The 9,026-nt window shown below is 69.0% G+C and carries 13 protein-coding genes; 9 read left to right on the top strand and 4 right to left on the bottom strand.

Features of this window, described 5'->3' with window-relative positions; all coding sequences use genetic code 11:
* The first annotated feature begins 144 nt into the window (after positions 1-144).
* The gene (locus tag A2790_RS10080; RefSeq protein WP_293390749.1) at positions 145-537 is read left to right on the top strand and encodes a hypothetical protein; all 393 of its coding nucleotides are present in this window, start codon (positions 145-147) and stop codon (positions 535-537) included.
* Entirely contained in the window at positions 537-962 is a 426-nt protein-coding gene (locus A2790_RS10075) for an EF-hand domain-containing protein (RefSeq protein WP_293390746.1), read from the top strand. Before A2790_RS10080 ends, A2790_RS10075 begins: the two co-directional genes overlap by 1 nt.
* Position 963: 1 nt before the next feature.
* On the opposite strand, the gene A2790_RS10070 is transcribed toward A2790_RS10075, so the two are convergent.
* Entirely contained in the window at positions 964-1,950 is a 987-nt protein-coding gene (locus A2790_RS10070) for a D-glycerate dehydrogenase (protein ID WP_293390743.1), read from the bottom strand.
* 164 nt (positions 1,951-2,114) lie between these two features.
* Here A2790_RS10070 and A2790_RS10065 point away from each other — a divergent pair, with 164 nt between their 5' ends.
* The 7 genes from A2790_RS10065 to A2790_RS10035 all read left to right on the top strand — a co-directional run bounded on the left by A2790_RS10065 (position 2,115) and on the right by A2790_RS10035 (position 6,489).
* Entirely contained in the window at positions 2,115-2,591 is a 477-nt protein-coding gene (locus tag A2790_RS10065; protein ID WP_293391428.1) for an SH3 domain-containing protein, read from the top strand.
* Positions 2,592-2,648: 57 nt separating this feature from the next.
* Positions 2,649-3,176 (top strand): 3-hydroxyacyl-[acyl-carrier-protein] dehydratase FabA, encoded by a 528-nt coding sequence (fabA, locus tag A2790_RS10060; protein ID WP_293390740.1) that lies wholly within the window; start codon positions 2,649-2,651, stop codon positions 3,174-3,176.
* A 29-nt stretch (positions 3,177-3,205) separates the two neighbouring features.
* A complete protein-coding gene (fabB, locus tag A2790_RS10055) occupies positions 3,206-4,417 on the top strand; it encodes a beta-ketoacyl-ACP synthase I (protein ID WP_293390737.1) in 1,212 nt (403 codons plus the stop codon).
* 4 nt (positions 4,418-4,421) lie between these two features.
* Entirely contained in the window at positions 4,422-4,601 is a 180-nt protein-coding gene (locus A2790_RS10050; protein ID WP_293390734.1) for an oxidoreductase-like domain-containing protein, read from the top strand.
* 77 nt (positions 4,602-4,678) lie between these two features.
* Complete coding sequence (nth, locus tag A2790_RS10045) at positions 4,679-5,353, top strand: endonuclease III (RefSeq protein WP_293390731.1); 675 nt, start codon at positions 4,679-4,681, stop codon at positions 5,351-5,353.
* On the top strand, positions 5,350-6,261 hold the full coding sequence (gene gcvA, locus A2790_RS10040) for a transcriptional regulator GcvA (RefSeq protein ID WP_293390728.1): 912 nt from the start codon (positions 5,350-5,352) through the stop codon (positions 6,259-6,261). Before nth ends, gcvA begins: the two co-directional genes overlap by 4 nt.
* A gap of 96 nt (positions 6,262-6,357) precedes the next feature.
* Positions 6,358-6,489 (top strand): hypothetical protein, encoded by a 132-nt coding sequence (locus A2790_RS10035; RefSeq protein ID WP_293390726.1) that lies wholly within the window; start codon positions 6,358-6,360, stop codon positions 6,487-6,489.
* A gap of 107 nt (positions 6,490-6,596) precedes the next feature.
* Here the strand turns inward: A2790_RS10035 and A2790_RS10030 are convergent, their stop codons facing one another.
* The 3 genes from A2790_RS10030 to A2790_RS10020 are packed head-to-tail and all read right to left on the bottom strand — an operon-like array spanning position 6,597 to position 8,986.
* The gene (locus A2790_RS10030) at positions 6,597-7,757 is read right to left on the bottom strand and encodes a glutathionylspermidine synthase family protein (RefSeq protein WP_293390724.1); all 1,161 of its coding nucleotides are present in this window, start codon (positions 7,755-7,757) and stop codon (positions 6,597-6,599) included.
* A 7-nt stretch (positions 7,758-7,764) separates the two neighbouring features.
* Entirely contained in the window at positions 7,765-8,529 is a 765-nt protein-coding gene (locus tag A2790_RS10025; RefSeq protein WP_293390723.1) for a PspA/IM30 family protein, read from the bottom strand.
* A gap of 10 nt (positions 8,530-8,539) precedes the next feature.
* Complete coding sequence (locus tag A2790_RS10020; protein WP_293390721.1) at positions 8,540-8,986, bottom strand: DUF2170 family protein; 447 nt, start codon at positions 8,984-8,986, stop codon at positions 8,540-8,542.
* Positions 8,987-9,026: the final 40 nt, after the last annotated feature.

Raw genomic sequence — 9,026 nt, 5'->3', positions numbered from 1 at the left:
TCGCCGACTAGTTCGCAGACCCGCCGCGGCCGCGGAAGCCGCAAACGGACGCGGTTACACTTCGTCACAAACCGGCGCCCCGGGTTCATGGGCCAACCAAACCGCGGCGCGAGAACGGAGATGTCCTAACACACGGAGTTTCCCATGCGTCCCCAACTTCTCCTCGCCTGTGCGGCGCTCTGCCTCGTGGCGACCGCCGCCGAAGCCGCCGGCAGCCGCAGCGGCTCGCGTTCGGTCCAGGGCCGGTTTGGCCACGGCTACGTCGCCAGCGGCGCCGTCAACTGGGGGAACGGGGCGGTGACCCGCCAGGGCCAGCGCACGTTCAACAACGGCATGAGCCAGTCCGGCTGGAGCACCCTCTACCGCACCGACGACGGCTATACCCGCAGCCGCAGCGCCTCCGGCTCGGGCGGCCGCGCGATCAACGCCACCAAGGATGTCTCGTTCGACGACGGCAGCGTGACCGTGAACCGGTCGGGCAGCACCGCCTCGGGCGACAGCTGGTCGCGTTCGCGCACCTGGCCGCGGCCCGACTAATGCGCCGCGCCCCCATCCTCATCGCCGCCCTTCTGGCAGGAGCGGCCCTCACCGGCTCGGCGTCGGCCCGAGAGCGGCTCGACCCTATGGAAATGCTGGAGAAATCCGACGCGAACCGCGACGGCGCCATCAGCCGGGCGGAATTCATCGACGCGCGGCGGGCCCGCTTCGCCAAGATGGACCGCAACCGCGACGGCTACTTCTCTGACGACGACCTGCCCCGCATGGTTCGCAAGCGGGCGGGGGAGAAGGTGGACCGGGTCGTCCAGGCCCTGGACTCCAACCGCGACGGCCGGCTCAGCCGCCTCGAGTTCGTGGACGGGCCGACCCGGCTGTTCGACCTGGGCGACGCCGACCGCAACGGCCTGATCGACCGCTATGAAATGGACCGCCTGCGCCAAAGGGCGGCGGCGCGAAGGGGCTAGGTCAGAGCATCTGCGGCAGGACGCGGTCGGGCGGCCGGTGGCCGTCCATCCACGTCTTGATGTTGATGATCACCTTCTCGCCCATGTCGACGCGGGCCTCGACGGTGGCCGAGCCCATGTGGGGTAGCAGCACCGCATTTGGCAGCTTCAGGAGCTTGGGATTGATCCGCGGCTCCTGTTCGAACACGTCGAGGCCCGCGCCGGCGATCTTGCCCTCAGCCAGGAGGTCGGCCAGGGCCTGTTCGTCGATGATGCTGCCGCGCGCGGTGTTGATCACGATCGCGTGCGGCTGCAGCAGCTTCAGCCGCCGCGCCGACAGAAGGTGGAAGCTGGCCGGATTGGCCGGCGCGTGCACCGTCACGATGTCTACCCGGGCCAGCATCTGGTCGAGGCTGTCCCAGTAGGTCGCCTCGAGCTCGTCGGCCACCACGTGGCTGACGGGCTTGCGGTTGTGGTAGTGGATCTGCAGGCCGAAGGCCCTGGCGCGGCGGGCCACGGCCGATCCGATCCGCCCCATCCCGATGATCCCCAGCCGCTTGCCGGTGATGCGCCGGCCCAGCATCCAGGTGGGCGCCCAGCCTGTGAATTCGCCCGCCTGCACGGCGTTGGCCCCCTCGATCACCCGCCGCAGCGTGGCCATCATCAGGGTCAGCGTGAGGTCAGCGGTGTCCTCGGTCAGCACGCCGGGCGTGTTGGTCACCACGATCCCGCGGGCGTTGGCCGCGGCCACGTCGATGTGGTCCACGCCGGCCCCGAAATTGGCGATCAGCTTCAGCCGCTCCCCGGCCTTTTCGATCAGCCCGGCGTCGATCTTGTCGGTGATGGTCGAGGCGAGCACGTCGCAGCGGCCCACCGCCTCGATGAGCGCCTTGCGGGTGAACGGCTCGTCCGAAACGTTGAGTTCGGTGTCGAACAGCTCGCGCATCCGGGTCTCGACCGAGTCCGGCAGTTTGCGCGTGACGATGACTTTCGGCTTGCGGGCGGGCATGTGCCTACGGGAAAAAGGGTGCGTTTCCTGCGCCGCTCCTGGCGCGTCGAATTGCGGAACCCTTAGCAAAGGGGCCCGGCACGGCCAAGGCGAGGCCGGTCCTTTAGGGGTGCGGATTGGGGTCGAGGTCCAGGCTGAAGGCGGCGCCGGTCATCTTGGCGCTCATGCTGGCGGCCTTGCCGGCGGCCCAGCAGGCGGCGTGGGCGGCCGACCGCCCCACGCCCTCGGGCTATCCGGTGCCGCGCTACGTCACGCTCAAGTTCGGCAAGGTCAACGCCCGCTCCGGCCCCGGGGACGATCATCGGCTGCTGTGGGTCTACCGCACGCGGGGCCTGCCGGTGCAGGTTGTGGCCGAGACGGCGGAGTGGCGCCGGGTGTGCGATCCCGAGGGGGGCCTGGCCTGGGTGCACAAGCGGGTCACCGACGGCCGGCGCGGCGTGATCAACACCCTGAACCGGCCCGCGCCCCTGCTGCGCAAGCCAAAGGCGGGGGCGGAACCGGCGGCCTACCTCAACGTTCGCGCCATGGCCAGCCTCACCCGTTGCGAGAAGGGCTGGTGCAAGGTGAAGACCGACGGCGCCACCGGCTGGGTGCGCCAGGGGACCCTTTGGGGAACGTCCGAAGCCCTGCAATGTCGTTGAGGCGAGCTTGCCCCCTGTGCTAGGCCCGGCCCTCCTGAAGAACCAAGGCTTCCTCGAATGACCGACGCAGCAACCCGGCCCTCCAGCTACACGCGCGACGAGTTGCTGGCGTGCGGCCGCGGCGAGATGTTCGGCGCGGGCAACGCCCAGCTGCCGGCGCCGCCCATGCTGATGTTCGACCGGATCACCGAGATCAACGGGACCGGCGGCGCGCACGGCAAGGGCTATGTCGAGGCCGAGCTGGATATCCGCGACGACCTCTGGTTCTTCGCCTGCCATTTCATCGGCGATCCCGTGATGCCGGGCTGCCTCGGCCTGGACGCCATGTGGCAGCTCGTGGGCTTCTTCCTCGGATGGTCGGGGGCGCCGGGCCGCGGCCGCGCCCTGGGCGTGGGCGAGGTCAAGTTCACCGGCCAGGTCACCCCGAAGATCCAGAAGGTCACCTACAAGGTCGACCTGAAGCGTGTGATCATGCGCAAACTCGTGATGGGCGTGGGCGACGGGGTTCTCCTCGCCGACGGCAAGCCCATCTATGAAGCCAGCGACCTGCGGGTCGGCCTGTTCAAGCCGGAAGACCTGGCCTGAGCCGGGCGGCAATCGGAGGAGACACTCTAATGCGGCGCGTGGCCGTCACCGGGATGGGGATCGTCTCGTCCATCGGGAACAACACCAATGAGGTGCTGGCGTCCCTACGCGAAGCCAGGTCCGGCATCAGCGCGGCGCCCGAATACGCGGAGCTGGGCTTCCGCTGCCAGGTGCATGCCGCCCCGGACATCGACTGGGAATCCATGGTCGACCGGCGTGCTGCGCGGTTCCTGGCCCAGGGCACGGCCTATGGCCACATCGCCATGGAACAGGCGATCGCGGACTCCGGCCTCGAAGACGGCGAGGTCTCCGATGAACGCACCGGCCTGATCGTCGGCGCCGGCGGACCGTCTACCCGCACCATCGTCGAGGCCGCCGCCACGGCGCGCGAGCGCGGCCCCAAGCGGGTCGGCCCCTTTGCTGTGCCCAAGGCCATGAGCTCGGGCGCCTCGGCGACCCTGGCCACCTGGTTCAAGATCCGCGGCCTGAATTTCTCCATCAGCTCGGCCTGCGCCACCTCGGCCCACTGCATCGGGGTCGGCTACGAGCAGATCCTGATGGGCAAGCAGGACGTGGTATTCGCCGGCGGGGTCGAGGAGCTGGACTGGACGCTCAGCGTCATGTTCGACGCCATGGGCGCCATGAGCTCGAACTTCAACGACCGGCCGGCCGTCGCCAGCCGCGCCTACGACCGCGACCGGGACGGCTTCGTCATCGCCGGCGGCGCGGGTGTGGTGGTGCTGGAGGAGATGGAGCGGGCCAAGGCGCGCGGGGCCAAGATCTACGGCGAGATCGTGGGCTATGCGGCCAATTCCGACGGCTACGACATGGTGGCCCCCTCGGGCGAGGGCGCCGCGCGCTGCATGAAGCTGGCCATGTCCACCATCGGCGACCGGACCATCGACTATCTGAACCCGCACGGCACCTCGACGCCCGTGGGCGACCAGAAGGAGATGGAGGCCGTGCGCGCCGTCTTCGGCGACAAGGCGCCGCTGATCTCGTCGACCAAGAGCCTGACCGGGCACTCGCTGGGCGCCGCTGGCGCGCAGGAGGCGATCTACAGCCTGCTGATGCTCAACAACGGCTTCGTGGCCGAGAGCGCCCACATCGAGAACCTGGATCCGGCCTTCGCCGACCTGCCCATCGTGCGCAAGCGCGAGGACCGGCAGATGGAGACCGTGATGAGCAACAGCTTCGGGTTCGGCGGCACCAACGGCTGCCTGGTGATGTCGCGGGTCTAGGCCCGTGGCCGAGCCGGCGTACCCGCGTCCGCCCGACAAGCCCCAGGACTACGAGTGCTGCAAGCGCGGCTGCTGCCCGTGCATCTTCGACTACTATTACGACGCCCTGGAGCGCTGGGAGACCCGCATCCGCGCCCTGGGCGGCGATCCGGCGCAGGTGCTGGCGGCGCAGGCCCAGCGTTAGACGCGCCGCGTCATCCGGTTTCCCGTGCCGCGAAACCGGGATGACAAGCTTGGGAGGCGCAAGGCAGTTTGCCGGCGATGGCCAGGCCCCCCGTCCGCAGGAAGCTCAAGCCCGCCGAGACGGCGCGGATCGCCGAGCTGTTCGAGCGGTTCGAGACTTATGAATCCGACCCGCGGACCGAGCTGAACTACGCCAGCCCCTACGAACTGGTCGTGGCGGTGGCGCTGTCTGCCCAGGCCACCGACGTCTCGGTCAACAAGGCCACGGCGAAGCTGTTCGCGGTGGCCGACACGCCGCAGAAGATGCTGGCGCTCGGCGAGGCGGGCCTGAAGCCGTTCATCTCGTCCATCGGCCTCTACAACATGAAGGCCAAGAACGTGATCCGGATGGCCGAGATCCTCATCGCGGAGCATGGCGGCGAGGTGCCCCTGGACCGTGAGGCGCTGCAGGCCCTGCCCGGCGTCGGCCGCAAGACCGCTTCGGTGGTGCTGAACGAGCTGCGCATCGAGCCTGCCATCGCCGTCGACACCCACGTGTTCCGCGTCTCGCACCGCCTGGGCCTCTCCGTCGGCAAGACGCCCGACAAGGTGGAGGCCGACCTGATGGCCATCGTGCCCGAGCCCTACCTGACCCGCGCCCACCATTGGCTGATCCTGCACGGCCGCTATGTCTGCACGGCCCGCCGGCCCAAGTGCGCCGAATGCCAGGTGGCGGATCTCTGCCCCTCGCGGCATCTGTTCCTGGCCGCATGAGCGCGCCGCGGCTTCCCCTCACCGCCCTGCGGGTCTTCGAGGCGGCGGCGCGGCACGAGAGCTTCCTGCAGGCGGCCGAGGAGCTGGCCATCACGCCGGGAGCCGTCAGCCGGCAGATCAAGGCGCTGGAGACCGAGCTGGCCGTGCGCCTGTTCGAGCGCTTTAACCGAGCGGTGCGGCTCACCGAGACCGGCAGGCGCCTGGCCACCGGCGTCCGCCAGGGCCTGAGCCTGATGGAAGAGGCGGTCGCCGAGGTGCGCAGCACCCGGCCCGGCGTGCTCGCCGTCACCGCCATGCATTCGTTCGCCGCCCGCTGGCTGGTGCCGCGCCTGCACCTCTTCAACGAGCGGCATCCCGATATCCAGGTGCTGGTGGCCGCCTCCGACGCCGCTGTGGACCTGGTGCGCGACCGCTACGACGTGGCGATCCGGTTCGGCCGCGGCCCCTATCCCGGCCTGCACGCCAAGAAGCTGGTGTCCCTGTTCATGTTCCCGGTGTGCAGCCCACGCCTGCTGGAACACACGCGGCTTGAGACCCCCCACGACCTGGCGAACACCCACCTGCTGGCCGACGTCTACCTGGCGCAGGGCGAGCCGCATTGGGGCGACTGGCTGGCGCAGGCCGGGGCGCCGGAGGTGGAGTGGCGGCGGGGACAACAGTTCTCCAACGTCTACCTGGCCATCGAGGCGGCGATCGCTGGACGCGGCGTGGCGCTCGGCGAGCGGGCCCTGGTGCTGGACGAACTGGCTACGGGGCGGCTGGTGAAGCCCTTCGATGTCGAGCTGCGCAGCCCGTTCAGCCAGTGGATCCTCAGCCTGCCGGAAAAGGCCGACCGGCCCGACATCCGCAAGTTCCGCAACTGGCTGCTGGCCCAGGCGGACGCCGACGGGCTGGAGCGATTCGAGTGATCTGGGATCAACTGAACAGCCGACTTCTCCTTTGTCGGCTCAGCTCGTTCGGCGTTTAAGACGGTCATCCGAAGCCTCCCTCCCCAGGAGCTCCCCATGACCAGCCATTGCCTCGACGACGCCCGCCTCGACGCCACCCAACGCCACCTTCACGACGCCGTCGTCGGCGTGGTTGTGGCGGTGGTGTTCATCCTGCCCGCCGCGCTCGCTGTTTTCGCGTTGCTGTAGCGGCCCCGTTCGCCAGGGCTGCGCTCCGCAACGCGCAGCTCCTGCAACTGCGGAAGGCGTGGCCGGCGGCCATTGTGAGCCGGCTGCGCCTTCCGCCCTTTTTCGACCTACACGATCACGTGGGGCACGAAGCGGCTGAGGTTCTTGGTGACCCGGCTGCGGTCCTCGCGGATGCCGACCCCCGCCGGCTCGTCGCCCACGATCCAGGCGCCGACCACGGGGTAGTTCCCGTCGAAGGGCGTCAGGGGGTGCAGGGCCTGGCGGATGTGGCCCTCCTCGCCGTAGCCCTGGTCCAGCACCTTGGCCCTGCGGCCCTCGTCCACCAGCTCGATGTTGGCGCCCTCGCGGCTGAACAGCGGCTTCCTCACATAGGACCGGCCTAGCTCCGCCGCCCGCGGATCCTCCTCGAAGAAGGCTGGCAGCAGGTTCGGGTGGCCGGCGTGGCGCGCCCAGAGCAGCGGCAGCATCCCCTTGTTGGACAGGATCGCCTTCCAGGCCGGCTCGAGGAACCGCGTCTTAGAGCCCTTGATCTTGCTGGCGTAGTCCTCGCGGAACATCTCCTCCCACGGGTACAGCTTGAAGATCGCCTGGATGATGTAGTTGTCCTGATCGACGAAGCGGCCGTCGGCGTCGAGGCCGATGCTCTCGATCGGCACGAACTTCGGCTCGATCCCCGCCTGGCCGGCGATATCCTCCAGGTACTTCACGGTCTGGCGGTCCTCGACCGTGTCCGGATCGCTGGCGAAGTGGACGAAGCCACCGGTGGGGAAGATGGCCGCGAACCGCTGCTCCAGCTTCTCGTGCAGGCTGTTGAACTGGTCGGCGTTGGCCGGCAGGGCGCCCGCGGCGATCATGTCCTCCAGCCAGATCCACTGGAAGGTTCCGGTCTCGTAGATGCTGGTGGGCGTGTCGGCGTTGTACTCGAAGAGCTTCGCCGCGCCCGTCCCGTCGTAGGCGAAGTCGAAGCGGCCGTAGAGCGTCGGGTCCTTGCGCGCCCAGCTCTCGGCTACGTCGTCGCGGGAGGCCTCCGGTATGGCCAGCTTGGCCATCAGCGCCTCGCTCTTCACCACCTCGTCCACGAGGTCGAGGCACATGGCGTGCAGCTCGCGCGCCGGCCCCTCGATGCCGTCTTCGATCTCGGGAAGGGTGAACTGGTAGTAGGCCCGCTCGTCCCAGTACCGGGCGCCGTCCAGGTGGCGCCAGGTGAAGCCGAGCGCCTCGGCCTTCTGGTCCCAGCCGGGGCGCTCGGTCGTCGTGATGCGTTTCACCGGAGCCTCAGCTCTCCGCGTCGCGTTTGGCGGGCACGGGCTGGGCCTCGATCTGCAGGCGAGGCGCCTCGATCTGCAACGGTTCCTGCTTGGGCGCCTTCAGGCGGGCCAGGACGTCGTTGGCCGAGGAATGCCCCGGCAGGATGCCCGCGGCCTTCAGCTTGGCGTCGAGGTCGGCGCCGGTGCGGCGGTCCTCGAGTTCCCCCGCGGCCTTGAACTTCTCGTCAGCGATCGCCTGGCGCTCCTTGATGCGCTTGAGACTGTCGGCCGCCGAGCCCAGGCGAGAGGCGGCGCCGGCGCCCTGGTTGGCCACCGCGGCCTGGGCGCGCTGGACGCTGTCGTTCACCTTCACCACGTCGATCTCGCGGCGCAGGTTTTCGACCCGCTGCTGGGTCTGGGCGATCGTCTGGTGCATGCGTTCCTCGGCGGCGCGCATGTCGGCGAGCTGGGGCGTCTTGGTCCCGACGTCGGTCTCCAGCTCCGAGATCCGCTGGGCCACTTCCAGCGCCAGGGCCTCGTCGCCCTTCTCCAGCGCCGCACGCGCCGAGCTCTCGTAGCGGCCGGCCATGTCCTGCAGGCCCTGCAGCTCCTTCTCCAGCATCCGGCGCTTGGCCACCAGCGTCGCCAGGTCGTCCCGGGCGCGGCCCAGGGCGTTGTCGGCGTCGCGGATCTCCTGATCCAGGATGCGCAGGGCGTTGGCGTCCACCACCGCCGCGCCGGCCTCGTGCGCCGTGCCGCGGAACAGGGTGATCAGCTTCGTGAAGATCGACATGGGATGTTCCTCAGGCCGCGGCGGCGAAGTTTTCGCGCAGCTCGTCCGCCGCCCGGATGGCGTTTTCGGCCAGCATGCGCAGCTCGATGATCACCGTCTGCAAGGTGGTCTTGCAGGTCAGCTCGCCGAAGATCTCATAGTAGTCGCGTCCGGCCACGGTGGTGATGCCGAAGTTCGAGAGCGGCACCAGCTTCTGCGCCTTGAGGAGGAAGACGTTGAACGCCGCCTGGTCCTTCTGTTCGTCGACCGGCCACATCAGCGCGGACACGACGATTTGTTCGGCTCCCACGGAGAGGAAGATCGGCAGGTCGCCGAACTCGTGCATGGTGATCTGCAGCACGGGCTCGGCCCCCTCCAGCACGCGGGCGGTCAGTTCGCCGTCGCGCAACAGGCGGGTTTCCGTGAGCGCTTGCGCAAGACTCTGCACCGACCAATCGGTGTCGATGACATGGTCCATCTGGAAAGGTCCCTGCGGAGGGTCTGGGTTTTTCATCAGC

Origin of the sequence: Phenylobacterium sp. RIFCSPHIGHO2_01_FULL_69_31 (assembly GCF_001824475.1) — a bacterium.
Lineage (GTDB): Bacteria > Pseudomonadota > Alphaproteobacteria > Caulobacterales > Caulobacteraceae > Phenylobacterium.
The sequence above is the reverse complement of the archived record's forward strand: the minus strand, read 5'-3'. Positions and strand labels throughout refer to the sequence as shown.